Annotated in this window: 28 protein-coding genes and 1 riboswitch; of the genes, 19 read left to right on the forward strand and 9 right to left on the reverse strand. The window is 36.4% G+C overall.

The window, feature by feature from the left end:
* Positions 1 to 29: 29 nt before the first annotated feature.
* Complete coding sequence (gene bshB2 / locus D1606_RS00370; protein WP_119414031.1) at positions 30 to 722, reverse strand: bacillithiol biosynthesis deacetylase BshB2; 693 nt, start codon at positions 720 to 722, stop codon at positions 30 to 32.
* 16 nt (positions 723 to 738) lie between these two features.
* Positions 739 to 1092 carry a YojF family protein gene (locus D1606_RS00375; RefSeq protein ID WP_119414032.1) on the reverse strand — a complete coding sequence of 118 codons (354 nt, stop codon included), beginning with the start codon at positions 1090 to 1092 and terminating at the stop codon, positions 739 to 741.
* A gap of 214 nt (positions 1093 to 1306) precedes the next feature.
* Between D1606_RS00375 and D1606_RS00380 the strand changes: the two genes are divergently transcribed.
* Together D1606_RS00380 and D1606_RS00385 are read left to right on the forward strand one after the other, a co-directional pair.
* The gene (locus D1606_RS00380; protein WP_119414033.1) at positions 1307 to 2077 is read left to right on the forward strand and encodes an ABC transporter permease subunit; all 771 of its coding nucleotides are present in this window, start codon (positions 1307 to 1309) and stop codon (positions 2075 to 2077) included.
* Between the two features lie 69 nt (positions 2078 to 2146).
* Positions 2147 to 3592, forward strand: a complete 1446-nt coding sequence (locus tag D1606_RS00385) for a magnesium transporter CorA family protein (RefSeq protein ID WP_119414034.1) — start codon at positions 2147 to 2149, stop codon at positions 3590 to 3592.
* 90 nt (positions 3593 to 3682) lie between these two features.
* Here D1606_RS00385 and thiD read toward each other — a convergent pair whose 3' ends face one another.
* Complete coding sequence (thiD, locus tag D1606_RS00390) at positions 3683 to 4516, reverse strand: bifunctional hydroxymethylpyrimidine kinase/phosphomethylpyrimidine kinase (protein WP_119414035.1); 834 nt, start codon at positions 4514 to 4516, stop codon at positions 3683 to 3685.
* Positions 4517 to 4724: 208 nt separating this feature from the next.
* A complete protein-coding gene (locus D1606_RS00395) occupies positions 4725 to 4994 on the reverse strand; it encodes a hypothetical protein (protein WP_119414036.1) in 270 nt (89 codons plus the stop codon).
* 248 nt (positions 4995 to 5242) lie between these two features.
* Between D1606_RS00395 and D1606_RS00400 the strand changes: the two genes are divergently transcribed.
* From D1606_RS00400 to D1606_RS00420, 4 genes are all read left to right on the forward strand, one after another.
* Complete coding sequence (locus D1606_RS00400) at positions 5243 to 5977, forward strand: DUF4230 domain-containing protein (RefSeq protein WP_119414037.1); 735 nt, start codon at positions 5243 to 5245, stop codon at positions 5975 to 5977.
* 4 nt (positions 5978 to 5981) lie between these two features.
* Positions 5982 to 6659 carry a uracil-DNA glycosylase gene (locus tag D1606_RS00405; RefSeq protein WP_119414038.1) on the forward strand — a complete coding sequence of 226 codons (678 nt, stop codon included), beginning with the start codon at positions 5982 to 5984 and terminating at the stop codon, positions 6657 to 6659.
* A gap of 325 nt (positions 6660 to 6984) precedes the next feature.
* Positions 6985 to 7272 (forward strand): YwdI family protein, encoded by a 288-nt coding sequence (locus tag D1606_RS00415; protein WP_119414039.1) that lies wholly within the window; start codon positions 6985 to 6987, stop codon positions 7270 to 7272.
* 16 nt (positions 7273 to 7288) lie between these two features.
* Complete coding sequence (locus tag D1606_RS00420) at positions 7289 to 7663, forward strand: DUF423 domain-containing protein (RefSeq protein ID WP_119414063.1); 375 nt, start codon at positions 7289 to 7291, stop codon at positions 7661 to 7663.
* A gap of 202 nt (positions 7664 to 7865) precedes the next feature.
* Here D1606_RS00420 and gerQ read toward each other — a convergent pair whose 3' ends face one another.
* Positions 7866 to 8243 (reverse strand): spore coat protein GerQ, encoded by a 378-nt coding sequence (gene gerQ, locus D1606_RS00425; RefSeq protein ID WP_119414040.1) that lies wholly within the window; start codon positions 8241 to 8243, stop codon positions 7866 to 7868.
* 365 nt (positions 8244 to 8608) lie between these two features.
* On the opposite strand from gerQ, the gene D1606_RS00430 reads away from it, so the two are divergent.
* Positions 8609 to 9373 carry an HAD-IIB family hydrolase gene (locus D1606_RS00430; RefSeq protein WP_119414041.1) on the forward strand — a complete coding sequence of 255 codons (765 nt, stop codon included), beginning with the start codon at positions 8609 to 8611 and terminating at the stop codon, positions 9371 to 9373.
* Between the two features lie 41 nt (positions 9374 to 9414).
* Here the strand turns inward: D1606_RS00430 and hemQ are convergent, their stop codons facing one another.
* A complete protein-coding gene (gene hemQ / locus D1606_RS00435) occupies positions 9415 to 10182 on the reverse strand; it encodes a hydrogen peroxide-dependent heme synthase (protein ID WP_119414042.1) in 768 nt (255 codons plus the stop codon).
* 163 nt (positions 10183 to 10345) lie between these two features.
* Here hemQ and lipL point away from each other — a divergent pair, with 163 nt between their 5' ends.
* Positions 10346 to 11179: an octanoyl-[GcvH]:protein N-octanoyltransferase gene (gene lipL, locus D1606_RS00440; protein WP_119414043.1), complete on the forward strand. Its 834-nt coding sequence runs from the start codon at positions 10346 to 10348 to the stop codon at positions 11177 to 11179.
* 100 nt (positions 11180 to 11279) lie between these two features.
* Here the strand turns inward: lipL and D1606_RS00445 are convergent, their stop codons facing one another.
* A complete protein-coding gene (locus D1606_RS00445; RefSeq protein WP_119414044.1) occupies positions 11280 to 11921 on the reverse strand; it encodes an RsfA family transcriptional regulator in 642 nt (213 codons plus the stop codon).
* A gap of 170 nt (positions 11922 to 12091) precedes the next feature.
* Here D1606_RS00445 and D1606_RS00450 point away from each other — a divergent pair, with 170 nt between their 5' ends.
* The 3 genes from D1606_RS00450 to D1606_RS00460 all read left to right on the forward strand — a co-directional run bounded on the left by D1606_RS00450 (position 12092) and on the right by D1606_RS00460 (position 14349).
* Positions 12092 to 12349, forward strand: coding sequence for a YuzB family protein (locus D1606_RS00450; protein ID WP_119414045.1), 258 nt, complete (start codon positions 12092 to 12094; stop codon positions 12347 to 12349).
* A gap of 172 nt (positions 12350 to 12521) precedes the next feature.
* A complete protein-coding gene (locus tag D1606_RS00455; RefSeq protein ID WP_119414046.1) occupies positions 12522 to 13820 on the forward strand; it encodes an HD domain-containing protein in 1299 nt (432 codons plus the stop codon).
* Between the two features lie 22 nt (positions 13821 to 13842).
* Entirely contained in the window at positions 13843 to 14349 is a 507-nt protein-coding gene (locus D1606_RS00460) for a YwgA family protein (protein WP_119414047.1), read from the forward strand.
* Between the two features lie 53 nt (positions 14350 to 14402).
* On the opposite strand, the gene D1606_RS00465 is transcribed toward D1606_RS00460, so the two are convergent.
* Complete coding sequence (locus D1606_RS00465; RefSeq protein WP_119414048.1) at positions 14403 to 14588, reverse strand: 2-hydroxymuconate tautomerase; 186 nt, start codon at positions 14586 to 14588, stop codon at positions 14403 to 14405.
* A 67-nt stretch (positions 14589 to 14655) separates the two neighbouring features.
* Between D1606_RS00465 and D1606_RS00470 the strand changes: the two genes are divergently transcribed.
* Positions 14656 to 15168: a YwhD family protein gene (locus D1606_RS00470; protein ID WP_119414049.1), complete on the forward strand. Its 513-nt coding sequence runs from the start codon at positions 14656 to 14658 to the stop codon at positions 15166 to 15168.
* Between the two features lie 331 nt (positions 15169 to 15499).
* On the opposite strand, the gene D1606_RS00475 is transcribed toward D1606_RS00470, so the two are convergent.
* Positions 15500 to 17554, reverse strand: a complete 2055-nt coding sequence (locus D1606_RS00475; RefSeq protein ID WP_119414050.1) for a transglycosylase domain-containing protein — start codon at positions 17552 to 17554, stop codon at positions 15500 to 15502.
* Between the two features lie 325 nt (positions 17555 to 17879).
* Between D1606_RS00475 and D1606_RS00480 the strand changes: the two genes are divergently transcribed.
* From D1606_RS00480 to D1606_RS00520, 7 genes are all read left to right on the forward strand, one after another.
* The gene (locus D1606_RS00480) at positions 17880 to 18320 is read left to right on the forward strand and encodes a YwiB family protein (protein WP_119414051.1); all 441 of its coding nucleotides are present in this window, start codon (positions 17880 to 17882) and stop codon (positions 18318 to 18320) included.
* Positions 18317 to 19984, forward strand: coding sequence for an arginine--tRNA ligase (gene argS, locus D1606_RS00485; protein ID WP_119414052.1), 1668 nt, complete (start codon positions 18317 to 18319; stop codon positions 19982 to 19984). Before D1606_RS00480 ends, argS begins: the two co-directional genes overlap by 4 nt.
* Before the next feature lie 1213 nt (positions 19985 to 21197).
* A riboswitch (cobalamin riboswitch) is annotated at positions 21198 to 21387 on the forward strand.
* Positions 21388 to 21499: 112 nt separating this feature from the next.
* On the forward strand, positions 21500 to 22459 hold the full coding sequence (locus D1606_RS00500) for an ABC transporter substrate-binding protein (protein ID WP_119414055.1): 960 nt from the start codon (positions 21500 to 21502) through the stop codon (positions 22457 to 22459).
* Complete coding sequence (locus tag D1606_RS00505) at positions 22456 to 23451, forward strand: FecCD family ABC transporter permease (protein WP_119414056.1); 996 nt, start codon at positions 22456 to 22458, stop codon at positions 23449 to 23451. The genes D1606_RS00500 and D1606_RS00505 overlap by 4 nt, the downstream gene beginning before the upstream one ends.
* 2 nt (positions 23452 to 23453) lie before the next feature.
* The gene (locus D1606_RS00510) at positions 23454 to 24929 is read left to right on the forward strand and encodes an adenosylcobinamide amidohydrolase (RefSeq protein WP_119414057.1); all 1476 of its coding nucleotides are present in this window, start codon (positions 23454 to 23456) and stop codon (positions 24927 to 24929) included.
* 1 nt (position 24930) lies between these two features.
* Entirely contained in the window at positions 24931 to 25887 is a 957-nt protein-coding gene (cbiB, locus tag D1606_RS00515; protein WP_119414058.1) for an adenosylcobinamide-phosphate synthase CbiB, read from the forward strand.
* A partial coding sequence (locus D1606_RS00520; protein WP_119414059.1) for an aminotransferase class I/II-fold pyridoxal phosphate-dependent enzyme occupies positions 25874 to 26332 on the forward strand: 459 nt, incomplete at its 3' end. The genes cbiB and D1606_RS00520, both read left to right, overlap by 14 nt.

Genomic DNA, 26332 nt, shown 5'->3' on the forward strand with positions numbered 1-26332 from the left:
GATAGCCTCTTCAAAAGGGACTTCTAATTCTAGAATTTCTCTTCAAAATCTTCATGCCAACGATAAGAATACATACGTTCAATGACAAGCCAGTTATCATCTTCTGTTGCACCTTCATTTTTTCGTTTGGCTTCTTCTTGTAAAATCCAACCAGTTTGTGAAATATGCGCATGCATAGAATTCCATTTAGCTTCTTTGACATCTTGAATATCATTCACGATATCTGGTTCGCCAAGTCCTTCTAGAGTATCGTTTGCAAAAGCAACACCATAAAGACGTGGACGATTTTCTTCAGGGATGCGTCGTACTGCTCGGACTACTGCTCTTGCAGTTGCTTCATGGTCAGGATGAACTGCATAGTTTGGATAGAAGGTAATGATTAGTGAAGGGTTTAATTCGTCAATAAGATCCGTCATCATTTGAACCATTTTCTCGTCATCTTCAAATTCAACGGTTTTATCACGTAAGCCCATCATACGTAAATCTTTAATACCGATTGCATCACATGAAGCTTTCAACTCTTCTTTACGAATAAGTGGAAGTCCTTCACGTGTAGTGAATGGAGGATTACCAAGATTTCGACCCATTTCACCTAAAGTAAGACAAGCATATGTAATCGGTGTGCCTGCTTTTGCATATTGCGCTAATGTTCCAGATACTCCGAATGCTTCATCATCTGGATGTGGGAATACGACAAGAATTTGACGTTCAGGTTGTAGCATGTTTTTTCAACTCCTTTTAATAAGCGAATGGTGTTTCGCTAATTTCTAAAGCAACGGCCAATTTGCCATCGTAGCCATGTCCAGCCATTAATAAGCGACCCAATTCATCTAGTTCATAGTGTGTAATACCTTGTGCGTAAACCCAACCATCATTATGCAGTTTTAAACCAACACGATGAGGTGCATCAGGGGTTACTTTACCTAATTCATAGCTCAATTTTACGTTGCGTATAAAGGCACCTGCATTAAATACTTTTTCATCAAAGTGACTTGCATACGCCCCATTTGTAGTTTCTAAATGTATATAGACATCTTTATTTGCAAAGGAATTCAGAAGTTCTTGCAGCTTTTTTGTATCTACTATTTCCATCAAAATGCTCCTTCCAGAAGATAGAATCTACTCTATAGTATAGAGAATTATTAAAGTAAATGCGATTGCTAAGCATTTTTATAATATAGCTTTTTAAAAAAGGTCCTTACCCTATAGGGCTTTTCGTAAGAAATTGTTCATAAAACTGAATTAACATATGCTATCATTAAAATTATCTGATTATTTTTAATTTTTGTTTTTGGAGGTGTAAAAAATGAAGGATTTTTCTAATCGTCTATTACAACTGATCTGCGCTATTATAGGGATTATTTTGATAAGTGGATTACCAATTTTAATAGAAGGTGTACAAAGTCATACATTTTTATTTACTTTTACTTATTATTTAGACGCTATAATTTTAATGCCTGTACTGTGGATGCCACAAGACGGTTTTAGTAACTCTTTACTGGAGAGAATTATCATTGAAGTCGTAATATTAGCTATGTTGACTGTACCAATAGTTGCTTCGCTAATTAGTAATGAGGCTGCCATATTATACGAAAAGGAATATATTTTAGCATCTAGAACACTTGGGGCAAGTAAGTTTCGCATTATTCGAAAACACTTATTTCCTCAATTGCGAGAAAAACTATTTGTTTTATATGGTCAACAAATTTTGGAGACACTAATAGTTTTTGCACATTTGGGTTTGTTAGATTTATTTTTGGGTGGGACAAAGGTAAATTACAGCCCAATGTTCGGCGATCCACCGATGTCCATATCTTTTGAATGGGCGGGGTTATTTGGTTCAACTTTCGGCTACTTGCAAGGTGCACCTTGGTTACCATTAGGTCCAGCAATTTGCTTCGCATTAGTGATTTTATCTATCGCTGCTATGATTGAAGGATATTCAAGAGCTTCTGTTGTTACAAAATCTTTAGATAGGAAGTTATCTAATCGTAAGGATATTCCCGAAGATGTTGTTGCGTGGAATCAGCAACAACTAAAAGAAAAAATGATTTTATTAAAAGAAAAAACTCGTTAAAAGGCTTTGTTTTCCCTATGTTCATAAAAAAAGTAACTTTGGGGATACTAGGTCAAGGAGGCGAGTAGGGTGAATTTCACATTACCAAGTGTAGATAAAGAAAGTAAAACTTCAAGAGTATGGATGACGTCTATGATGCCTTTTTTATTTGTTGAGAAAGATAATAAGAAGTTGGCAGAAGAATTGTTGGCAAAAGGCTTTAAATTTTTTGATTTGCAAGACGAAACTCAGGAATCTGCCTATTATGGAGATATTAAAATTTCGAATATCGCACTCAATCAAAATTTTTTGCCATACATAGAACGCAGACTATTTCCTAGTAGCGTCGATGAACATGCTTTTCATCGCTTTTCAAAAGCTATTCCTAAAAAAGGTGAAATGGTCATCCATGATCGCCACTATCATTTTCAAATATTAAGCGTAGACGTAATACTTTGTCCATTTGGTGTAGGATTTGCCACAGTACGGGTTGAATTACAAGATAATTATTCGCTGTCTGAAACATTGGATTTTATGCATCACTTCCGTATATTAGAACCGAAAGCTTTGGATGAAAAGGGTGTCAGGCTTTTTGTTTCGTCTTATACTTTTCATACTGTAAATGATCTTTTTATGATGTATCTTTGTCCAGAAATTCAACCGTATATTATTCATGATGAAATTCGTAACGGTTACTATGGTAGTTTACCTTTTTTTGAAGATGAAAGAATGCTGGTCTCGTCATATATCGAGATAGATGAAGATGAATTATCAATCGAACAAATTTACCGGGTAAGCCAATTAGATGGCTTTACAGAAAATGGTCTTCCTTATATCTCTTCAGGTAACAAGGAACATATGAAAGAGTATCTACAAACGAAGATTAACAACCGATATATGCCGAAGTTATGCGACATTACAACAGAGCATGTGCAAACAACGATTGTTTTTAAGCAAGCTGATGAAGTATTGCGGAGAAAAGCTAGAGCTCGATTTATGGGCATTCATTATTATAATGTGTTGTTACATTATTTTTATAAACTAACATTATTAGAATTATCCTTTAGATATAGCGAGCTTTCTTGGAGAACAGATGAAGTGTATATAGAAAAGTTGATGAAGCAAATAACAATATTTTCATCTAAATTCTATTTTCAAGAAGTTAGCAGTCGTTCGTCTAGTAGAGAAATGGCAAAAAGATTACGCAGTATATTCAAAATCGATGAGTTATTTGGAGATGTTGCAAAAACATTGGATGCACTATATGTCAATCAAGAAAAAACATCAGACCAGAGACAAAACCAATTATTATTTATTTTAACGATGTTCTCAGTTATTTCTGGAATTTTCGGTATGAACCTTGTTGTAAATGAATGGGATAATGGCTATAAGTGGTCAAAAATCTTACACTATTCAATATATGAATGGATATGTTTGGTGACAGCAGTAACAGGAATTTTGATGTCTGCCGGATTATTGTTAAGCACCATATACTTATGGGGAAGAAGAAAAATTCAGTTGAAAAAGTGGTATTAAAAAAGCATAATTGAAATTTGTTCAATCATAAAGTAAAAGAGTTTCCAACCTTAAAATGGAATGGAAGCTCTTTTCGTTAGTTTTATTCTATTAAATCTCAGTTACTGTAATTTCTGGTGCGCCATAAACGCCTTTAGCACCATGCATAACAGGACCTACAAATTTGTTCAATTTCCAACCATGAGTAATTGCAGCAGCAACAAATTCTTTTGCTTCAATAACTGCTGCTTTTACATCAAGTCCATTTGCTAGGTTAGCTGTGACAGCGGCAGCAAAAGTACAACCTGCGCCATGGTTATAGCTAGTATCGATTTTAGGTGTTTCTAGTAAATAGTGTTTTTCACCATCGTAGTATAAATCGAATGCTTTAGTTGGATCGATTGAACGACCACCCTTAATGACGATATTTTTCGCACCAAGTGCATGAATCTTTTCAGCAGCTTCTTTCATTTCATTAATGTTTTTAGGGGTCTTCATACCTGCTAATTGACCTGCTTCAAATAAGTTTGGAGTTGTTACTAAAGCAAGAGGAAGTAAGTATGTGATCATTGCATCGACATTACCAGGGTTTAATACTTCATCTTCACCTTTACATACCATAACTGGATCGATAACAACATTTTGTACACCAGAATTTTTGATCGCTTCACCAGAAGTTTTAATCACTTCTTCTGTTGATAACATACCTGTTTTAAGTGCATCGATACCTGTTGAAAAAGTAGTTTTTAATTGTGCTTTTAAGACATCTATTGGTAATGTGTAAACTCCATGAGACCAATTATTATCCGGATCCATTGTTGCAATGACAGTCACTGCAGCCATACCATATGTGCCGTGTTCTTGGAATGTTTTTAAATCTGCTTCTAAACCAGCACCACCTGATGCATCAGAACCAGCAATTGTTAACGTTTTTTTCAATGACATAATGAGGACTCCTTTAAATAGTTATCAAATTTTTCGGACAACAGTTGTTATAGTTTGTCCTTCCTGCGCCTTTTCATAAGCGGGATATTGTGTATATCTATTATTCTTTATTATAGGGACTAAACTGAGTAGAAGAAAATAGTCAAAAATCATAAATTTGATGTGGTCAGTTTTATTTGCGCACATTTAAGTGAGTTGAATCACCAATTTAAAATTCCTCATTGTCAATTGAATCAGCGCTAATGATTTTCCATAAAAAGAAAGTTATGCTACAACCAATGATAGCAACTATGATAGCGGCAATGTAATGATTTCGTTGGCATAAACCAACGACAAAAAACAATAAAACAAGCATAATGATTAAAACAAATAAATAAAAGAAGAAAACCCCAATAGTCTTCGCTTTTTCAGGTACATATTTTGTGTTTGTAGTTACATCTGAAACTTTTTTAAGTCTTTCTTTCCATTGAAAATTCATCTAAAATTCCTCCAGTAGAATAAAAAAAGAGATATGTATTGTAAGATTAAATTTGATTTAAAAGAAATTATTTATTTATTAATTTCTTCATTCCTTCATTCCTCTAGTAGTATCGTAAATGATTTTTGGATAAAAAAGAAATATTTTTGAGAAACCTAACATTTCGACAAATAGTCTACTTTCTAGCTACAATAGCAGAAAGTATATTAATAGAAAGATATAATAAAGGTAAGAAAAGAGGAAAGCCTATGAAAACTAACAAAGAGCTAGAAAAAGTGCTAAAGGATTTCCATATGGGTGAGCAACAAGCAGCCACGATTATGGAGGTTGCATCAGGCTCTCGCGTACGTTTTAGAAGTAGGATACTAATCCGCTTATTGAAAAATTGGTATGTGTGGGCAGCGATAATAATAATCTTATCAATAATAATCTTACCCTTTGCTACTTGGAAGCTTATTCAAGGAAATAGTTTTGCTGAACAAAAGGGTTCTCTTGTAGAGCGTATTCAAAACCTCAATGAGTTAACAACTGCAGAAGCTTATACAAAGGTCATGATTGAACGTGAAAATAACGAACTATTCGGAAAAGAAATTGGTATAAATTTACCTGGTACTAAAAGACAATTACTAGTCGTTATTCCTGGGGGAGTAAAGGCTGGAGTCAATTTTTCAAATGTATCGGATAAAAATATTGAGATTAATGAAAAGAAAAAGATAGCTACAATTACATTACCTTCAGCAGAAATATTAGGTGAACCAGAGATTGACTTTGATAAAGTACAAGTGTTTTCAAGTGAAGGACTATTCCGAAGTAAACCGGATATTTCAGAAGCATATGATTTAGCCGCTGCTGCAAAAAAACAGATGATTGAAGAGGCAACGACACAGGGAGTACTGAAGACTGCTGAAAGAAATGCTAAGAAATCAGTAGCTGAAATGTTCTCTTTAGTTGGGTACCATGTCACAGTGAAGTTTAAGGAGTAGAAAAATGTCGAAGATTATTTTTGATAATGATTGGCAAGATGTATTAGGAGCAGAGTTTGAAAAACCATATTATCTACAATTACGCGAGTTTTTAAAGCAAGAATATTTTACGAAAACAGTTTATCCACCTATGGAAGATATGTGGAGTGCCTTTCGTTATACACCTTATGCCAAAGTAAAAGTTGTGATTTTAGGGCAAGATCCTTATCATGGACCAGGTCAAGCACATGGAATGAGTTTTTCAGTTAAACCCGGTGTACCACATCCACCAAGTTTACAAAATATGTTCAAGGAGCTACATGACGATCTCGGATATGATATTCCAAGAGACGGTACGTTGATCAAATGGGCTCAACAAGGAGTATTATTATTAAATACAGTGCTTACCGTCCGTGCTCATCAAGCTCATTCACATAAAGCTCATGGATGGGAGCAGTTTACAGACACAGTCATTCAAAAGTTATCACAACGAAACGAACCTATTGTCTTTGTATTATGGGGAAGACCAGCACAACAAAAAGAACGACTAATTGATACGACACGTCATGCTATTATTAAAGCACCTCATCCAAGTCCTTTGAGTGCCTATAGAGGATTCTTTGGCAGTCGCCCATATTCGAAAATCAACAATCAACTAGTGGCATGGGGGATGGAACCGATTGACTTTGATTTAACAAAATAGATGAAAAGTCTATGACAGTATAAGTAATCACACTACACCAAAAACTATAAACATGGTAAAGTGATACTAAAAGAGGGACCAGATCGAAAGTGTCTTTTAAACTTTCAATTTGGCGAATCATTCTTAAAGTCAAGTGAAGAGGGGACGCAAGATGCAACAGAGTTGTTTTAAATGTAAACACTTTTTTTGTCACTTGGGATCAGCACAATCCTAGAGGATGTCGTGCCTATCAATTCAAAAGTAAAGCGATTCCTTCAATTGTAGTAAAAAAATCGTCAGGCTTGGATTGTTTAAAGTTTGAGCAAAAAGCAGGGGGAAAAGTACAATGATTTCTTATGAAGTAATTGTCACTGAAATAGCAAAGCATATAACACAAGCGCAATCTACTACTTCAGATGCACAAATACGTGAGGAGCTTTCTGCCATTCGCGCATTATGTGATGTAGCTTTACATAGGGAAGGGACAAAACTTCCATCTAGTCCTAGTTTTCCTAAGATGATGACAAATGTAAATCCATCACCACAGCAAACTTCCGGACAAGTTTCCCCATCGTTGATGGTTAACAAGTTACAAGAAGACGATGCAAATGGTGATTCAATTTTTGACTTTTAGAAAGGAATGTACAACGATGAAATTTAATATTATAGCAGGTGCAGTATATGCACTTCTAGCAGTTGCTTTTGGTGCCTTTGGTGCACATGCATTAAAAGATGTATTAACAGAACATTATGCAGCAATATGGGATACGGCTGTACAATATCAAATGTTCCATGCAATTGGTTTAATCGTAATTGGTATTTTAATTAGTAAAGGTATTCTAGGACCAACCACAATGCTATCACGCGCAGGAATTATTATGTTCATAGGGGTCATAATCTTCTCAGGAAGCCTATATGTTCTAGCAATCACTCAAATAAAAATTCTAGGTGCCATTACGCCAATTGGAGGCGTCCTATTCCTAATCTCATGGCTAATGGTAATCTTAACTGCATCAAAACTATAAAAGCGAAGCCGGCTCGAACTGGCCCGACGCGCATTGGAGGGCCCGAATCGAAAGTATTTTTACAACTTTCGACCGAGGGACCGAAATGACACGAGGGTCAAGCCGGCAGAGCTGGATAAATAAAAGCGAAGCCGGACGAAAAGCAGCTTGAGTTCTAAAAACTAAAAATGCCATATGCTTATAGCATATGGCATTTTTACGCCTATGGATTTTGATTGAAGTAATTCATTTGCTCATCAAATTCTGCATAATCGAAGTAAATCATAGGCATCAAGAATCGATGATTTGTATTAAGTTCACGTAAAATAACATGATCTCGACCTGCAGCTTCCACAACACCTCTTATATTAAGGGTATTTCCTTGTGGAGCAACCGCATGTTCAAAAGAAAAGTGAAAGTTTCCAGGCTTTCCTCGATTTAAACGGAGAATATTCTCGATATAGGACTGTTCTCTTTGTGGAAAAACGTTTGTTGTTCCAGGCGTACCTGCAGTAGGTTGAGGGGTGCCACTAGGAAAGGCTGCACCACTAGGATATTGCGTACCGCCAGAATAATTTGGTGTCCAATAATATTGAACCATTTCATCTTCCTTTCAGAATATTATACTTGTGGACAATCATCTACTGATGGAGACAAAAAACATGTGCTTTATAATGTCAGTCTTTAGATGCCTATAAAAGTTTGTAGGATAATCACCTGTAACCTACATAACTAGAGCAGTAAATCAAGCTCTTTGGACATTACTCTAAAACAGGCATTATATAACCTCCTCTTCTTTATATATGACAGTTGGGTAAAATAAGAACCAGAAAATTTGTATAAAATTATTGGAAGGAGGGAAATAATCTTATACATGCCACATCCTTCGTATGTAATCAATACAATCGTATACTTTTAAGTAAAGTATTAAGATGATTATGTAAAAAAACAGAAAGAAGTGTTTATATGCAATTTGTTTTTGATTTAGATGGTACGATTTGTTTTGAAGGAAAGCAAGTTACTGAATCTATATTAAACAGTCTCGAACTGTTAACGGAAAAAGGACATGAAGTTATATTTGCATCTGCACGCCCAATTCGTGATATATTGCCAATTCTACATAAAAGATTCCATGGCTATAAAATGGTTGGAGGAAATGGTTCTCTATTATGTGTAAATGGGAATATAAAACAAAACGCTGGGTTTGATGATATTACTTTAGAAAAGATAAAACATTTAATGGAAGAATATCACGCTACCTATTTAATTGAAGGTGATTGGGATTATTCTTATACAGGTCCGGCTGATCATCCAATTTTAACTAATTTTGATACAAAAAAGCTTGCTGTAAATAAACCAATAGGAAAATTAGAGCATGTTGTGAAAATTGCTATTCTAACTTCTTTTAATATGATGGGGCTAAGAAAAAAGCTAGATAAATTAGACGTAATTATCCAAACTCATCACCAAGAGGGGATATTAGAGATTACTCCTTGTGGTATTCATAAGTGGAATGCCCTTCAACAATTAGGCGTTCAAAAAGGAAAGTATATTGCATTTGGCAATGATGCTAATGATATCAGTATGTTCGAAAATGCCCAACATAGTGTAATGATTGGAAAACATCCCTTACTGTCACATTACGCAGATGAAAATATTGAAAACGATTCGTTGCGAGAAGAAAAAATAATTGAAAAACTATCGGAATTGGATAACCGTTTCGCATATTAAAAAAACCCGCTCTTCTTATTCTAGAAAGAGCGGGAATTTTTTTATTTTACAGCTAAGTACTTAACTAATTTATCATTATCCATGATGTTACCAACGAAGAATTCGCCGAAGTCTGCATAACGAGCTGAAACTTCATCAAAGCGCATTTCGTAAATAAGTTTTTTAAATTCAAGAACATCATGAGCAAATAATGTAACGCCCCATTCATGGTCATCAAAACCGATAGAACCAGAAATAATTTGTTTAACTTTACCAGCATAACTACGACCGATTAAACCGTGAGAACGCATTAATTCGCGACGTGCATCCATCTCCATCATGTACCAGTTAGCGCCTTTTTGACGACGTTTGTCCATTGGATAGAAACAAATATGTTCCCAACGTGGAAGCTCAGGGTATAAACGTGCACGTACATGAGGATTTTGATATGGATCTTCAGCTGGTTCATCTCCAGCTTTTTTGCTTGCTAAGTAGTTAGAAAGTTCAACTACAGATACATATGAGTAAGTTGGAATTGTAAAATCAGCTATTGCTAATTTGTTGAATTCGTTTTCAAGATCTTGTAGTTCTTCCATTGTTTCGCGTAATGTCATTAACACGAAGTCTGCTTTTTGACCTAAGATAGAGTAGAAAGCATGGCTACCTGTTTTAGCAATATCTGCTTCGTTAATTTTTTCTAGATAGTTGATGAATTCATCAACGGCTGCTTTACGTTCTTCTTCGGAAACTAATTTCCATGAAGCCCAGTCAATTGAACGGAAATCATGTAATACGTACCAACCATCTAGTGTTTGTGCTGCTTCGATCATAATCGTGGACACTCCTTCTTATTGAGAATCATTCACGTTAATTTTAACATAAATGCTTGAGAGGTCTATGTAGAACGCTTCGGTTTCACCATTTTGACATGAGTTATTCGTTAAAATCATGTATGCTTATAGGGTATATAAAACAATTTCGGGAGAATTGACTATGAAAGATTATTTACAACAATCAGTATGGCGTTTTTGGGATCAATCGGTTAGTGGTAAAGGACGTTCACCATTAGAATCATTTGCTGCCGATGATACACTATGCCAATTAGTTGGACAAGGTTTATCCCCAGCAACAATTCGGACGTGGGTACACGATCAATCGGTTGTACTTGGGATTCAAGATCATCGCTTGCCACATGTTCAGGAAGGAATGGCATTATTAAAAGATAGAGGATTTAAACCAATCGTTCGAAATTCAGGTGGCTTGGCTGTTGTATTAGATCCAGGTGTATTGAATATTTCAATGGTTTTATCTGAGAAAGAGGAAAAAATAGATATTAATACTGGCTATGATATTATGGTTTCGCTGATCAAAAGGTTATTTCCAAAAGTTGCAGATAAGATAGAAGCATATGAAATTGTGGGTTCTTATTGCCCAGGCTCCTATGATTTAAGTATTAATGGTAAGAAATTTGCAGGGATTTCCCAACGCCGTTTACGTCAAGGGATTGCTGTACAAATTTATCTATGTATTGAAGGAAGCGGAGTCGAAAGAGCAAAGCTTGTCCGTGATTTCTATGACATTAGTTTGCAAGGAGCAGAAACAAAGTTTAAATATCCAGATATTAAACCAGAAGTAATGGCTTCTTTAAACGAATTAGTAGATGAAACATTGACTGTACAACAAACAACTATAGACTTGCAGAGTTTGCTAGTTACTTTAAGTGATGAAGTGAAAATGGGAACATTACAAGAAGATGAAATGGAATTGTATACATTCTATTTGAAGAGAGTTCTCGACAGAAATCAATCGATGTTGTCAAAACGTTAAAGACATTTATAATTTAATTTCCTATTCTGTCGATTTCCTGGGAAATTTAGAAAAAGCCTGATTGCTATTTTTCAACAATAACAATCAGGCTTTTTAAATACTATTCTTCGACACCTACTGAAGAATCTTCTTTTTTAACGAGATTACCATTTCGCTCCATCGTAAATATAGGTGCGATATGTTCATCTTCTGTGCCTAGAGTCATTAAACGTCTTGCGCGGTTCATCACTTGCATAAATTGGTCGTAATCTTTTTTCATATTACGATGCTCTTTTTCTAATCGCAGTACTTCTTTTTCTAATTGTGAAGCTTTTTCATTTGCTATATTTGCTAGATGACGCCATCTTGTCACTTCTTCATCATGGAAGTCACTTTGTTGTAAACGCATTAGATATGCAATAACAAGGTCGATTGACATTGCAGAAAGTGGAATTGAACGCGTCACTTCATTATGCTTTTCATTTGGCAGCAGATATAGTCCAGCAGTTCTTCTTCTAGCAGAAGTACCATAAATGCGCATTCTTTCCTTTCTCTCTTTTTTAGCAGAAGCTAGTTCTTTCTCATAGTTTTTTCGTACTACTGCATTCCAGCGAAAGCCGCAAGCCGCAGCAGTGCGGTTTAGTGCATCTCCAGCTTCTTCGAAAGCGGTGAGTTGTGTACTTCCTTCTTTTACATGGCGTAAAACAGCTTCTGCTAATAATTCATCATTTTCTGGTAACCAAGCATCTTGTCTTGTTTTCATTGATTTAAAACCTCCTATTTGATTCATAGGATTAGCCTAGACAGTTTTTATATTTTTTATTCATAAACTTGTAAACGCTTTATGAGTATTATGTCTTGAATGAAAGATAGAAAATACGCTACACTATTACATAGACTTAAAATTGAGATATAGAAAGGGTTGTAGACAAAATGGCAAACGAATTTCGTGTTTGCGATGAATGTCAGGCCGTTAATTTAAAAACATTAATTCCTAAGCTTAAAGAAATTGATCCAGATGCGACGATAGATATTAAATGCCAATCTTATTGCGGACCTGGACTTCGGAAAACATTTACTATTGTAAATAATCGTCCATGTGCAGCTCATACGGAAGATGAATTAATGCCCAAAATTATCGCAAAATTAAAATCACAAAAGAAATTACCAGAAAGTTATCAAGAAAAATAAGGTACTACTTAGAAGTATCTTAATTTTTCGCGAAATTAGAATAAAAAAGTATCATAAATTTTTCTTTTATACGACTTTTTCCACCTTTTAATAAGGTGGTTTTTTCGTTTATAATGTTGAAATATAAAAGGTATGCAAGAACTTTAAAACAGGGTTAGTGGAGGTGCTTAAATTGAGTTATGCGACAAAAAAGTTAGCTGAAGAGAAAGTATTCAAAGACCCGGTGCATCGCTATATACATGTACGAGATCAAGTGATTTGGGATTTAATCGGTACTAAGGAGTTCCAACGGTTACGCCGTATTAAACAGCTAGGAACGACGTATTTGGTGTTTCACGGTGCAGAGCATAGCCGCTTTAGCCACTCTTTAGGAGTTTATGAAATTGTACGTCGGATGGTCGATGATGTGTTCAAGGGTAGACCAGAATGGGATGAAGGCGAACGCCTCGTTGTACTTTGTGCAGCTTTATTGCACGATTTGGGTCACGGCCCATTTTCGCATGCATTTGAACATGTTTTTGACTTAGACCATGAAGCATTTACTAGAGCTATTATCAAAGGTGACACAGAAGTAAACGAAGTATTAACTCGCGTGGCACCAGACTTTCCTCAGAAAGTTTCGGATGTTATAGCTAAAACGTATGTAAACAAACAAGTGGTTAGTATGATTTCAAGCCAAATCGATGCAGATCGCATGGATTACTTACAAAGAGATGCGTATTTTACAGGTGTTAGTTATGGGCACTTCGATATGGAAAGAATACTTCGCGTTATGAGGCCTCAAGAAGACCAAGTAGTGATTAAATCTAGTGGTATGCATGCAGTAGAAGACTATATTATGAGTCGCTATCAAATGTATTGGCAAGTCTATTTCCACCCTGTTTCCAGAAGTGCTGAAGTTATTTTAACGAAAATCTTGCATCGCGCAAAAGAGTTAAGTAAAGAAAACTATCAATTTTTACAAGAACCTACGCCATTTATCGCGTTTTTCAATAACCAGATAGAGTTGGAAGATTATATATCTTTAGATGAAAGTATATTGTTAACGTATTTTCAAATGTGGACAAAAGAAAAGGATCCTATATTAAGTGATTTGAGTCGCCGCTTTATTAATAGAAAGTTATTCAAATATATCGAATTTGATCCGGCAAATGAGTATCAAAAACTAAGAGATTTAGAGGATTTGTTTATCCAAGTAGGGATTAACCCAAAATATTACTTAGTACATGATTCTATTTCTGACTTACCATATGATTTCTATCGCCCTGGTGAAGAAGAGGAACGTGTACCGATTCAATTATTAATGCCAAATGGAGAGATAAAAGAATTATCACGTTGTTCTCAAATAGTAGATGCTATATCAGGTAAACGTAGATCAGATCACAAACTGTATTTTCCTGAAGATGCATTATTGCAAAACGGGAAACAAAAAACATTACGAAAACAAATACTAAATGTGTTGAGAGGATAAGCCTTCTCGAAAGGAGAAAATCGTGCTAGAAGAACATGCTAAAGTCGTACAATTCGTGTCATTAGCAGGACAAGTCACTGGTCGCAAAAAGTTACAGAAGATGGTTTATATAGCTAAGAAGATGCAATTTCCATTCCATGAAAAATATCATTTCCATATTTATGGACCGTATTCAGAAGAACTTACATTACGTGTTGAGGAACTATGTACAATGGGCTTTTTAACTGAACAAATGGAAGACAAGGGATCCTATGTTCAATATTGTTATGAAGTAACAGATAAGGGGATAGATTTTTCAAAAGCTTTATGTGAAGAACAACAAAATTTAAACGAAGTTGTTCATATTTTGAATAGTAAAAGTGCGAGATTTTTGGAATTGGTATCAACACTATTATACTTTGGAGAATTATCAAGAGAAGAGCAAATCGAGAAAGTCCATGTTGTAAAGGGAAAACTGAATTTTACAGAACAAGAAATAAAGGACGCCTTCGAACTAATTGACATGCTCTCAACATTTAAAGTGAACTAATATTAAATCACAAAAAGTGTATTCGACTTTTCTACCGAATACACTTTTTTATATTACTGTTCGCTTTTACGAACGCCACCGATTGCATAATGTTCTTTTTTCATTTCTTCAATAATAATTGTAATATTTTCTTTAGGGGCATTAACCGTTTCTGAAATAGCATCGGTCACTTTTTCGACTAGATTGTGTTTTTGTTCGTCAGTACGTCCTTCAATCATTTTAATCGTTACTACAGGCATTCTAAGTCCTCCTCATGTAAAATATAGTGTATATTCGTTATAATAACAGAACGGAGGGATTTAGCGTATGACAAATGAAGAAAAACCAAAAAAAATGGAATTTACCATTATAAAAAACAATCCGACTGACGGTCACAAAGGGTTTGGTATTGGAACTCTATCACTTGAAAATGTATCACCTGTTATTATTGATATTGAAGAAAAAACGGCTGAAGTTGATATTGGGGCCATGCATGCTCGAAGTGCAGTAGAAAAGGGCATAAAATTCACCACTGATCGAGCTGATTCAGAGGGCGGAAAACCATATTGGTTAGTTTGGGTGACAATTGAGCAAAAACCAGAAGGCGCATATTATGCAGGTGTAACAGCATGTGAAATGGTTGTTAATCGTGAAAAACGCCGTGGTTATAAAATTCTTGCAGACCATGTCAATAAAATGGACAAATCGATGAAAAGACATATCATTGTAGAACATATGGATGATTCATCAAAACACGTTTTAGGGGAATTCTTGAAGAATTTCAATAAAGAAATGTGGGAAAACAGTGATACTCAATTACACACTGATTTAGGATTTTAGGAAACCAAAAATTGAAAAATCTGTGACATTTCCTAAGTGTTTTCAGAAACATAGTTGAAACTGACATGGAAAGACGATAAACTGAAGGTAAAGCTTACAAAAGTAAAGTAAGCTAGGACAAATGCTTATTGACTTTTAAATGAGTATTATTTGGCATTTTGTATGGACCAAGCTTAATGCTTAATAATTCTTATACTTTAGTAAGCGAAGAGGCTTTCATTCCAATGGATAACGGACTTCATTGGAATGAAAGTTTTTTAGTGCATAAAAAAACTCGCATTGTTTTAGGTTTAACAAACCTTAAAAACAATGCGAGTCAGTTTAAAATATATTATTCAAAAAGAGAAAAAGGGAAAAGGCTCCACGAATCGTCTGTTTCTCTTGTCAAATCTTTTACAATAGAAGGATCTGTACATTTTTTCTTGGGTACATCCTTTTTCTTTACATAAACAAGACGTTGTCTGCTACAGCTTTTTGTTGCTATACCACCAGTTTCAACATCAACGATAGCTGCTTCTACTCCATTAGGTGCTATGAACGGTTCACTAGGTAAATCTTTGTGAGCACTTTCCATAAAGTCTATCCAAATTTGTTTAGTCGCACGGCTATCCGCTTCACTTGTCATTTGCTTTCCTTGATCGTAACCATTCCAAACACCAGCAGTTAATGTAGGGGAGAATCCTATCATCATTTGATCGGTGAGAGTGGTACCTGATTTTGCTGCATACGGGCGTGTTTGTTTGTTTCTAATGCTAATACCTGTTGCCGGTGCATAATCATTAAATACTGGGTCGAACATACCTGTCATTAGTTGAGTCAAGATAAAATTATCGTCTTTCTTCAATACTCTCTTAGATCCTCTTTGTTTTTTCACTTTGTAAAGAACTTTTCCATCTGAATCTTTTATAGAGAGTACTGAAATAGGTGTTCTCTTAACACCACCTGCAGCAATCGTATTATAAGCTGATGTTATATTTTTTAGTGTTACTTCAGTTGTACCTAATGCTACAGAAGGTGTATTTTGTAAAGTTTCACCTATACCAAAACGATCTAACATTTGTTTGAATTTACGATAACCGATTTCTTCATATGTTTTTACAGCATATATATTATCGGATATCGCAAGTGCTTGTGCCAATGATAGTGGATGGTTAGCATACTTTCCATTCACATTTTTAGGTTCATATTCAGAACGTCCACCATCATAAGTGAAAATTGTTTTTTCTGCATCCATAAATGTTAAAGGCGAAAAATTATCCTCTAATGCAGTTGCATATAAGAATGGTTTAATGGCTGAGCCTGGTTGTCTCTTAGCTTGGGTCACACGGTTAAATGGACTTTTTGCATACTGACTACCACCGACTAATGCTGTAATGTATCCAGTCTTTGGATCCATACTAATAAAGCCAACTTGTAAACCTGAATTAGGTAAATTCTTTTCAATTGCTTCTTCTGCAGCTTTTTGATGGGAAGTATTTAACGTTGTTTGAATTGTCCATCCTCCCTCTTCAATACTACGTCCATTCTTTTCTAATATTTTCTGTGCTTCTGCCCATACTGTATCGATAAAGTACGGTGCGCTTGTTTTTCCACTATCCCATTCATCATATTTGAAGGAGAGTCTTGTTTGTTGTGCTCGTTCTTTAGCCTCTTTAGTAATTATATTTTGTTTCTGCATAAGTGCTAGAATAAGTTGCTGTCTATCATGATTTTTTTCTTCATTTGCAAGAGGCGAATAGATACTTGGACCTTTTGGAATTGCTATTAACGATGCAGCCTCTGGAAGAGTTAGATCTTTTGCTGATTTTGCAAAATAATATCTACTTGCAGCCTCTACACCATACATTCCATGACCAAAATATACGGTATTTAAATAGCCTTCTAATATTTGATCTTTACTATAAAAAGTTTCTAAGCGATAGGCATATAATGCTTCATTTATTTTTCTTAACCATGTTTTATCATGTGATAGATATAAGTTTCTAGCATATTGTTGTGTAATTGTGCTAGCACCCTCGACTTTTTTCATTGCCTTTATATCCTTAAATAAGGCACCGGCAATTCGTGTATAGTCAAATCCGTTATGGCTATAAAAGTCTTGGTCCTCCGTGGCAATAAGCGCCTTCGTTACAAAAGGAGAAATCTCATCTAGATCTACCCAATATCGACGCTGTTGTGCAAATTTATCTCCTAATTGTGCTCCATCTGCATCTAAGAAAACAGTTGCTTTTGGAACCGTCAAGGAAGGCGCACCTGTAATTTGTGCATATATTCGAAGTGATAACAGGGCAGATGCAACTGCTGAGCCACATACGATAACCCAAATGACGATTTTCTTTAGACGTTGTTTTCTTTTCCGTTGCCGTTGATGTTCAGCTCGGTTCATCTAATCGCTTCCTTTCACATTGATGAATCTAGTATGTGAAGTCTTTAGATAAACTAAACGAAGGAAAAACACTAATTTTGTCGAAAAATTAGAAGTTTGCATCCATATCATTATTTGAGAGATGTGGGTAAATGTCTGGTTTAGAGTTTTATATTCATTAGGAAATTGTTTTCTATTGGAATAGTATCGAGAGTGAGCGAAAACACTCGTGAGTAAATCGTATAATCACAAAAATGTCCTATATTCATGTTGTATCTTGAAAATAGGTATATTCCTATCCTATAATAAGAAGGTTATATTAAACGGAAAACGGAGGCGTCTTAAAATGTCAGATGTATTGACAGCACCCGTAAAATTAAAAATCATAACAACGATTACCCAACCAGGCACAGAAACTGAGAAATTTGAACTGTGGTCTGAAGGGGAAATTATGCAAAAGAATGATCAAATCTATTTGCAATACGAGGAAATACAAGAAGATCAACGTATGAATACGACTCTTAGATTTGGCCAAGAAGATGCCATTATCATGCGCAATGGTGATGTGAAAATGCGAATGCCATTTGTACTTGGACAAGTAAGAAGAGGTCATTATAATAGTGAATATGGTCAATTGCCTATTGTAACAAAAACGAAAGAAATGAAATTTGAACCGTCCGAAACTATTCAAAACGGTCGATTTTATTTGCAATATGAACTAATAATCGGTGAACAATCTGTCGGAGACTATTGTTTAGAACTGAACTATACGGAGGGAAACAAATGAACGCAGTAGAACAAGTTCAACAATCTATTAAAGAAGCACTTGTTGCAGCAATCCAAAAAGCAAATCTTGTAGAAGATACAACTGCTTTGAACATTCATTTAGAAACACCAAGAAACAAAGAAAACGGCGACTACGCAACTAATATCGCTATGCAGCTAACAAAATTAGCAAAAAAACCACCTCGTGCAATTGCTGAAACGATTTTAGAAAATCTTGAAACTGAAGGCACAAATATTGAAAAAATTGATATTGCAGGACCTGGTTTTATGAATATTATTTTACGCAAAGATTACTTAGCTGAAGTAGTGACAACAGTTCTTGAACAAGGTTCTAACTATGGACGTACAGATGCCGGTAAAGGTGAAAAAGTTCAAGTAGAATTCGTCTCTGCTAACCCAACTGGTGACCTTCACTTAGGTCACGCTCGTGGTGCTTCTGTTGGTGATTCTTTATGTAATGTTTTAGATTTCGCAGGATTCAATGTATCACGTGAATATTACATTAATGATGCAGGTAACCAAATCACAAAATTAGCAAAATCTCTAGAAGCGCGTTATCGTGAAGCGCTAGGTTTAGATTTTGATATGCCTGAAGATGGCTACCATGGTAAAGATATCATTATCATTGCAAAAGAACTTTCTGCTGAATACGGTAAAGACGTATTAGAAAAATCTGATGAAGAACGTTTTGAATTCTTCCGTGAACATGGATTGAAACATGAATTCGGTAAACTTCAAAAAGACTTAAAAGACTTCCGTGTAGATTTTGATGTTTGGTTCTCTGAAACTTCTTTATACAAAGAAGGAAAAGTTCAAACTGCATTACAAAAACTAAAAGAAAACGGTCATGTATTTGAACAAGACGGCGCAACATGGTTCCGTTCTACTACATTTGGTGATGACAAAGACCGCGTATTGATCAAAACTGATGGTTCTTACACATATTTAACTCCTGATATCGCATATCACGAAGATAAATTACGTCGTGGTTTCGATAAGCTTATCAACATTTGGGGAGCTGACCACCACGGTTACATTCCACGTATGAAAGCGGCTATCGAAGCACTTGGTTATGATCGTGATACATTAGAAGTAGAAGTAATTCAAATGGTAAACCTTCTACGTGATGGTGAAAAAGTTAAAATGTCTAAACGTACTGGTAACGCAGTAACTCTTCGCGAACTTGTAGAAGAAGTAGGTTTAGATGCTGTTCGTTATAACTTTGCAATGCGTGCAGGCGATACTCATTTAGACTTTGATTTAGACTTAGCTGTAAAACAATCAAACGAAAACCCGGTGTACTATGCACAATATGCACATGCACGTATTTGCTCAATCTTACGTCAAGCATCAGAAAAAGGCTTTGCAGCTTCAACTGAACATCTTGATACATTATCATCTGAAAAAGACATTGAAGTATTGAAAAAAGTTGGAGACTTCCCACAAGTCGTAGCGGATGCTGCTCGTGTACGTGCGCCACACCGTATCGCTAACTACATCCAAGAACTTGCTGCAACATTCCACAGTTTCTATAATGCAGAAAAAGTTTTAGATGAAGAAAACAAAGAACGCTCTGAAGCACGTATCGCATTAATCACAGCAGTACGTACAACATTAGCAAACGCACTAAAACTAATAGGCGTATCAGCACCAGAAAAAATGTAATATTAAGTGCTGAGGGCGCTCGTTCAGCTGCGACAAGCGCTGGAGGGCTCGAATCGAAAGCATGTTTTCAGCTTTCGACCGAGAGACCGAAGCGACTCGAGCAGCTAGCGCCCGAAGCCGGATAAAGTTAAATGCTGAACGCGTCCATTTAGCCCCGACAAGCGCTGGAAGGCCCGAATCAAAAGCATGTTTTCAGCTTTTGACCGAGGGGCTGAAGCGACCTCGAGGGGTTGGCGCGAGAAGCTGGATAAAATTAAATGCTGAGGCGGCTTGCTCAGACCCGAAAATCACAAAAGCTTTCGAATCGAAAACGTCATTTCAGTTTTCGACCGAGAAAGCGTTGTGACTCGAGGGACTAGCCGCAGAAGTTGGATAAAACTAAGTGCTGAGGGCGCTCGTTCAGCTGCGACAAGCGCTGGAGGGCTCGAATCGAAAGCGTGTTTTCAGCTTTCGACCGAGAGACCGAAGCGACTCGAGCAGCTAGCGCCCGAAGCCGGATAAAGTTAAATGCTGAACGCGTCCGTTTAGCCCCGACAAGCGCTGGAAGGCCCGAATCAAAAGCATGTTTTCAGCTTTTGACCGAGGGACTGAAGCGACCTCGAGGGGCTGGCGCGAGAAGCTGGATAAAATTAAATGCTGAGGCGGCTTGCTCAGACCCGAAAATCACAAAAGCTTTCGAATCGAAAACGTCATTTCAGTTTTCGACCGAGAAAGCGTTGTGACTCGAGGGACTAGCCGCAGAAGCTGGATAATTTAATTGCTGAACGCGCTCGCTAAGAGGAAGATAGCCTAAAAGCGCAACATCGTGTCGCAACGGCTATCTGACCCATATCCTGTGGGCTCCCGACAAGCGCTGGAAGGCCCGAATCTCAAAAAATAAGCAAGGGCATCGTATATTTTGTGTGAAAATATGCGATGTCCTTTTATTTTGCTTAGCTTTTTTACGTAGGAAAGAATTAGGGGACATGTAAGCTCCATCGACTAAAATTACTCAATCGAAAGAAAAAATAAGAGATACATAGCTTCAAGTATAAAATTACCGAGAGTATAAAGTTAGGAAACTCGCGCCCTGTTTAGCACAACTCAGGCACCAATTAGCACAACTCATAAGAATTATACCCCCACTCAATAGGTCAAAACTATTCCGTAAAACTTTAATTATTTTAAGGTACCTTCCATAAAAACAAAATATTCGGTATAATGATAGACAATTCAATAGTTAAAAAAGTACGGTTCTTAACATTCGGTAAAATGTTAAGTGAAAAGGGAAATCGGTGAAAATCCGATGCGGTCCCGCCACTGTAAGTGTGAGTAACTCGTATAATTGCCACTGAAAAATTTTCGGGAAGGCACGAGAAGCGTTGAACACAAGCCAGGATACCTGCCGTATTTAAAGACACCAGTTTAACTACGAGGATAGGATGGGTGCCAGTATATTTAATATTTACTGGATTCATGATGCCTCTCGAAAAAATAGAGAGGCTTTTTATTTTGCTGAAGGAGGCACTTCGATCAATGAAAAGAATATGGCAATTAGCAATAATGCTCACAATGGTATTTGCTTTACTTGTAGGATGTGGACAAGGAGATTCGCAAAAATCATCTAGTGACAAAACAAATTCTACGCAAACAACAAAAAATACGTCTACATATCCAATGATGGTAAAAGATGCACTCGGTAACAATGTGGAATTTAAAGAAGCCCCTAAAAAGATAGTTTCTTTAGTCCCTAGTAATACAGAAATATTATTTGCGCTAGGTTTAGACGACAAAATTGTAGGTGTAACTGATAACGATAACTATCCAGAAGCTGCTACTAAAAAGGAAAAAGTGGGCGGCATGGAATATGATATTGAGAAAATACTAAGTTTAAAACCAGATGTAGTGTTTGCGCATGAATCCAATGCCAAATCAGTAGAGGCAGGATTACAACAACTAAAAGATGCAGGAATTACTGTTTTTGTAGTAAAAAATGCAACAAACTTTGAAGAAACATATAACACGATCGAACAAATTGGCCAAATTACAGACAAAGGGCAAAAAGCAGATCAAATTGTTGAAGATATGAAAGCAAAAGTACAAGAAGTTCAAGATAAAGTAGCAAATGTGAAACAACGTTCTGTTTTTGTAGAAACTTCAGATGAACCGGAAATTTATACAGCAGGTAAGGATACATTTATGCAAGAAATCTTAGACCTAGCAAATATCAAAAATGTTGTAGATGATCAATCAGGTTGGTTTAAAATCGATTCAGAGCAAATTGTTAAACGTAATCCAGATACAATGATTGTAATGGAAGATGTTCCGAATATCGTAGAAAAAGTAAAAAAACGTCAAGGATTTAATAGTATTACAGCAGTCAAAAATGACGCAGTTGTACAAGTGAATCAAGATTTAACAGCTCGGACAGGCCCTCGCCTTGCTGATGGTCTAGAAGAAATAGCAAAAGCAGTTTATCCAGAGGTATTCAAATGAGGAAAATAGTAGTGGGGTATATTGTAGCCATATTCATCTTGTTACTGAGTATATGGCTCGGTATATCTGTAGGTTCTGTAAAGGTACCACTAAGTACGTTATGGGATACAGAAGCTGATGAAATGGCAACAAATATTTTATGGAATATTCGTATGCCACGTGTTTTATTGGCTGGACTTGTTGGAGCAGCATTAGCAATTGCAGGTGCTGCTTTTCAAGGCTTATTAAAAAATCCACTTGCTGATCCATATACGTTAGGAGTGTCATCAGGTGCCTCAGTAGGTGCAGTGATGACGCTTTTTTTCAATATTTCAGCCCCTATTTTAGGGATATTCACTTTACCTACATTTAGCATGGTAGGAGCAATGCTATCTCTATTTGCAGTGATTGGATTTGCTAAATTAGTTGATCGTACGATGAAGATGGAAACACTTATTTTAACAGGAATAATCATGAGTTCATTTTTAAGCGCTGTTATATCATTAATGATTGCGCTAACAGGAGAAGAACTTCGACAAATAATTAGCTGGTTGATGGGAAGCGTATCGATGCGTGGGTGGCCTTATGTGAAGATGGTATGGCCATTCATCCTTATAGGGGCATTGATGTTATGGTTTAATCGCCGTGAGCTAAATGCTATGTTGTTTGGAGAAGAAAGGGCAAAGTATTTAGGTGTTAATGTGAAAAGAAGTAAACTTATGCTTCTACTTGGGGGTTCAATGTTAACTGGTTCGGCGGTCGCGGTTTCAGGAACGATTGGCTTTATCGGACTAGTTGTCCCACATATGACTAGATTACTATTTGGTGCAGATCATCGTCATCTATTACCATTATCTTTTATCAATGGAGCATCATTACTGATTGTATGTGACTTGGTCGCCCGTATAATCATTGCACCAACAGAATTACCTATCGGTGTTATAACATCCTTTATTGGCGCGCCGGTTTTTGCTTATATTTTCTTCCGTCAACGTAGAACGAAGGGAGCATAGGAATGCTTAATGTAAAACAACTTAGTGGTGGATATGATCCTAAAAAACCTATTATAAAGGATATTTCATTTAAAGTAGAAAAAGGGCAATTTGTTGGCATTTTAGGCCCTAATGGAAGCGGGAAATCTACACTTATAAAAGTAATTAGTGGAATACTTGCTGAAACAAGTGGTTCAGTTCTGATTGATGGAAAGAATCGTAAAGACTATTCAACGAAAGAATTAGCACGCAAAATGGCTGTTTTACCTCAGTTACATGCACATGCCTTCTCACATTCAGTTCGTGAGACTGTATCAATTGGCCGTTATCCTCATCAAAATAGTTGGTTTCAAACATGGTCAAAAGATGATGAAGAGGCAGTTGCTACTGCAATGGATCAAACAGGGATTACACAATACACAGATCAACAATTGGATTTTCTTTCCGGTGGGGAGCAACAAAGGGCGTTTGTTGCACAAGCTTTAGCGCAGCAAGCCGATTTACTACTATTAGATGAACCAACTAATCATTTAGATATCGAACATCAACGGAAACTGATGGATATGATTCGACATGAGGTTGTGTATCATGATTTAACGGTGATTTCGATTTTTCATGATATGAATTTAGCTTCACTATATTGTGATCAATTGATTTTACTCGAAAATGGACAAATTAGCTCTATTGGTGAACCACATGAAGTGTTAAAAGAGAAGCATGTGATGGAGGTCTACCATACAAAAGTTTCAAGCTATCCACACCCTGTGATGCCGAAGCCACAGGTAACGTTAATCCCTGATTTTCAAGAAGAAGGGCAAGCATCAATGACCATCACATCAAAGCAAATAAAGGTTAAAGATGAATTTGTGGAGTTACAAACAATGTTTCCGTTAAAAACAATTTCTTCAGCTGTTCATAACGCAGGTTTTGGATGGTTTCAATCATTTATCAATCGTTCAGTTGATAAGAATTATATGTGTGAGAATGCGCATGAAGAACTAAAACAGTATCTTGAAAAACACGGCTTTTCACCATCTAATACAGTAGCCATGATGACTGCAGTTGCATCAAAACACGTCGTAATCAGGGAGTATTCGTCTCAAGTAGGCAGTATTGTAGTAGCGGTTACAGCAGGTGTAGGGAACGCAGTAGATGTTTCACAAGCTTATAAACGTGTTGAAACAACTCATGTTGGGACGATTAATACATGGGTGTTCGTCAATGGCACTTTAACAGATGAGTCCTTTATGCAAGCAATGATTACTGCAACAGAAGCGAAAGTAAAGGCATTAGCAGTAGAGAATATTCAAGATAATATATCTAATACAACTGCAACCGGCACATCTACAGATAGTGTTCTTATTGCTGCTACACAAAACGGTCCCTTTTTTGAATATGCAGGAACTATTACAGGGATAGGTAAACTAATTGGCCGTGGGGTATTTGAAACAACTCGCATTGCACTACAAGACTATAAACGTGCAAAAGGGGTGTTGTAAGATGCTGGCACATTTAATCGCCTGTACGCTTGGGGTAGTACTAGATCGTTTTATCGGTGATCCGCCCAAAATGCCGCATCCTGTAAGATGGATAGGTAATCTAATTCAATGGCTTACTATTCACTTGAATAAGGGCAAATTTCGAAAGTTAAAAGGATTACTTCTTGTTATGATAGTTGTTGGAATATCAACTGTTGTAAGCTACGCCATTGTTATTGCTGCTTATACGGTGGGAACGATCTTCGGCATATTAGTGGAAGGCATAATGATTGCCGTAGCTCTAGCACAAAAGAGTCTCCAACAAGCTGCGATGGACGTTTATACGCCACTCGTTGGAGGAGACTTAAAAGAAGCACGCGTAAAGCTTTCATGGATTGTCGGTCGAGACACTGAAAAGTTATCTGTACCAGAAGTGACGAGGGGTGTAGTAGAAACGGTATCTGAAAATACAAGCGATGGCGTTACAGCTCCGTTATTCTGGGCATTCCTATTTGGTGCAACAGGAGCCTGGATGTACAAGGCTGTCAATACACTTGACTCAATGGTTGCTTATAAGAATGAAGAATATGGAGATTTCGGATATGTTGCTGCACATACAGATGATGTTTTTAATTACATACCGAGCAGAATAACTGGATTTCTTATGTTAATCGGGACAAAAAAAGAGTCTTTGCATTCATTTTCATATCGTCTTAAAGGATGGTTAAGAGATGCTAAACAACATCCAAGTCCTAATAGTGGATTTTTAGAAGCAGCAACAGCCTATCAACTTGGTATTCAACTAGGCGGAACAAATCGTTATAAAGGAATTATTTCTGAACGAGCAAAAATGGGAGAACCAGAAACAGAACTTGCACCAAAACATATTAAACTAGCAATTGAACAAATGCACACAGTGACAACTTGGTTTTGGCTAATAGGTGTAGTAATAGGAGGAATTTATATTGTCATTACCTAATCATGGCGCTAATCCACATCGTTTATATGAACAATTATCCATAAAAAAACCTATGGAAATGATTGATTTTAGTGAAAATGTAAATCCTGCTGGACCACCATCTTTCATTCGAGAAAAGTGGGATGACTTATTTCCACTAATTTCACGTTATCCAGATCCACAAGGACAACCTTTTTTGGCTGCTATAGCAAAGTTTCATAATGTTGATGAGGAACAAGTGTTATTGGGAAACGGAGCTGCAGAGATATTCTCATTATTGGCAACCATATTTCAACGCAAAAGGGCTATCATTATTCATCCAACATTTTCTGAATATGAAGCAACTTTGGCAGCTAATCATGTTGAAATGGTTCATATCGAGGTCGATGACATAACAACTTGGAAGTTACCGATTGTTCAAATTATTAAAGACATGCAACAAGCTGATATTTTATATCTTTGTACA

The organism is Rummeliibacillus sp. POC4 (assembly GCF_003576525.1).
In the GTDB taxonomy this organism is placed as follows: Bacteria; Bacillota; Bacilli; order Bacillales_A; family Planococcaceae; genus Rummeliibacillus.

Coding starts and splice junctions, on each gene's coding strand:
- D1606_RS00380 (WP_119414033.1), top strand. CDS start 1,307: ATGAAGGATTTTTCTAATCGTCTATTACAACTGATCTGCGCTATTATA.
- D1606_RS00395 (WP_119414036.1), bottom strand. CDS start 4,994: ATGAATTTTCAATGGAAAGAAAGACTTAAAAAAGTTTCAGATGTAACT.
- D1606_RS00375 (WP_119414032.1), bottom strand. CDS start 1,092: ATGGAAATAGTAGATACAAAAAAGCTGCAAGAACTTCTGAATTCCTTT.
- D1606_RS00510 (WP_119414057.1), top strand. CDS start 23,454: ATGCTTAATGTAAAACAACTTAGTGGTGGATATGATCCTAAAAAACCT.
- thiD (WP_119414035.1), bottom strand. CDS start 4,516: ATGTCATTGAAAAAAACGTTAACAATTGCTGGTTCTGATGCATCAGGT.
- D1606_RS00420 (WP_119414063.1), top strand. CDS start 7,289: ATGAAATTTAATATTATAGCAGGTGCAGTATATGCACTTCTAGCAGTT.
- D1606_RS00415 (WP_119414039.1), top strand. CDS start 6,985: ATGATTTCTTATGAAGTAATTGTCACTGAAATAGCAAAGCATATAACA.
- argS (WP_119414052.1), top strand. CDS start 18,317: ATGAACGCAGTAGAACAAGTTCAACAATCTATTAAAGAAGCACTTGTT.
- D1606_RS00445 (WP_119414044.1), bottom strand. CDS start 11,921: ATGAAAACAAGACAAGATGCTTGGTTACCAGAAAATGATGAATTATTA.
- D1606_RS00430 (WP_119414041.1), top strand. CDS start 8,609: ATGCAATTTGTTTTTGATTTAGATGGTACGATTTGTTTTGAAGGAAAG.
- D1606_RS00470 (WP_119414049.1), top strand. CDS start 14,656: ATGACAAATGAAGAAAAACCAAAAAAAATGGAATTTACCATTATAAAA.
- D1606_RS00505 (WP_119414056.1), top strand. CDS start 22,456: ATGAGGAAAATAGTAGTGGGGTATATTGTAGCCATATTCATCTTGTTA.
- D1606_RS00480 (WP_119414051.1), top strand. CDS start 17,880: ATGTCAGATGTATTGACAGCACCCGTAAAATTAAAAATCATAACAACG.
- D1606_RS00475 (WP_119414050.1), bottom strand. CDS start 17,554: ATGAACCGAGCTGAACATCAACGGCAACGGAAAAGAAAACAACGTCTA.
- D1606_RS00405 (WP_119414038.1), top strand. CDS start 5,982: ATGTCGAAGATTATTTTTGATAATGATTGGCAAGATGTATTAGGAGCA.
- D1606_RS00450 (WP_119414045.1), top strand. CDS start 12,092: ATGGCAAACGAATTTCGTGTTTGCGATGAATGTCAGGCCGTTAATTTA.
- gerQ (WP_119414040.1), bottom strand. CDS start 8,243: ATGGTTCAATATTATTGGACACCAAATTATTCTGGCGGTACGCAATAT.
- lipL (WP_119414043.1), top strand. CDS start 10,346: ATGAAAGATTATTTACAACAATCAGTATGGCGTTTTTGGGATCAATCG.
- bshB2 (WP_119414031.1), bottom strand. CDS start 722: ATGCTACAACCTGAACGTCAAATTCTTGTCGTATTCCCACATCCAGAT.
- D1606_RS00465 (WP_119414048.1), bottom strand. CDS start 14,588: ATGCCTGTAGTAACGATTAAAATGATTGAAGGACGTACTGACGAACAA.
- hemQ (WP_119414042.1), bottom strand. CDS start 10,182: ATGATCGAAGCAGCACAAACACTAGATGGTTGGTACGTATTACATGAT.
- cbiB (WP_119414058.1), top strand. CDS start 24,931: ATGCTGGCACATTTAATCGCCTGTACGCTTGGGGTAGTACTAGATCGT.
- D1606_RS00500 (WP_119414055.1), top strand. CDS start 21,500: ATGAAAAGAATATGGCAATTAGCAATAATGCTCACAATGGTATTTGCT.
- D1606_RS00400 (WP_119414037.1), top strand. CDS start 5,243: ATGAAAACTAACAAAGAGCTAGAAAAAGTGCTAAAGGATTTCCATATG.